Annotated in this window: 1 protein-coding gene; it reads left to right on the top strand. The window is 68.5% G+C overall.

Annotated elements, in window-relative coordinates; all coding sequences use genetic code 11:
* The first annotated feature begins 120 nt into the window (after positions 1-120).
* Positions 121-912, top strand: a complete 792-nt coding sequence (locus tag ACTWPP_RS44980) for an SAM-dependent methyltransferase (protein WP_443110615.1) — start codon at positions 121-123, stop codon at positions 910-912.
* Positions 913-1002 lie beyond the last annotated feature (90 nt).

The raw sequence follows: 1002 nt of genomic DNA, 5'->3' as shown, positions 1-1002 counted from the left end.
CCGCCGCAGGAATGCGCGGCTGTAGCATGGAAATCGCCTGCGGGGCCACACCATGGTTGTCGTCGCCGACGAGCGACAACGTGCGTTCGGCGAGTGCATGTCCGAACCCGAGGAGCCTTCATGAGCTCAGACCCCAGGATCGACACCACCGTGCCGCATTCGGCGCGGATCTGGAATTTCCTGCTGGGAGGCACGGACAACTACCCCGTCGACCGGGAGGCCGGCGAGAGGGTCTTCCAAACCTTCCCGGGGATGGTGGATATGGCCCGCTATTCCCGGCGCATGCTCACCCGGGTGGTGCGGTATCTGGCCGGCGAGGTGGGGGTCCGCCAGTTCCTGGACATCGGGACCGGGCTGCCCACCATGGACAACACCCACGAGGTCGCCCAGCGGGTCGCGCGTGATGCCCGCGTCGTCTACGTCGACAACGATCCGCTGGTGCTGGTGCACGCCAGAGCGCTGCTGACCAGCAGCCCCGAAGGCGCCACCGACTACATCGAAGCCGACGTCCGCGACCCCGAGATCATCTTGTCCCGGGCGGCCGGGACCCTGGATCTCGACCGGCCGGTCGCGCTCATGCTCATGGGCATCCTGGGCCTGGTGGACGACTACGATCAGGCCCGGTCGATCGTGGAGCGGCTGATGGCGGCGCTGCCATCGGGCAGCTACCTGGCGGTCTACGACGGCACCGACACCGACCCCGCCTATGTGGAGGCCATCCGGGCCCACAACGCGAGCAGCGGCGCGGTCTCCTACACGCCCCGCAGCCCCGAGCAGATCGCCCGCTATTTCGATGGCTTGGAGCTCGTGGAGCCCGGCGTCGTGCCTGTGACGCGATGGCGCCCCGACCCCAGCCGCTGGGGTGAGGCTCCCGAGGTCGCCTGCGTAGGAGGCGTCGCACGCAAGGCCTGACGGCGTCCTCTCCGGGGAGGTTCAGGCGATGACGCCGCCCTTGCCGAAGAAGATCACCGAGTGGGCGCGGTTCCAGTACTCCACCCCTTC

The organism is Actinomadura sp. 3N407 (assembly GCF_052245875.1).
Lineage (GTDB): Bacteria > Actinomycetota > Actinomycetes > Streptosporangiales > Streptosporangiaceae > Spirillospora.
Note: the sequence above shows the minus strand (reverse complement) of the source record. Positions and strands in the feature narration are given on the sequence as shown.

Coding starts and splice junctions, on each gene's coding strand:
- ACTWPP_RS44980 (WP_443110615.1), top strand. CDS start 121: ATGAGCTCAGACCCCAGGATCGACACCACCGTGCCGCATTCGGCGCGG.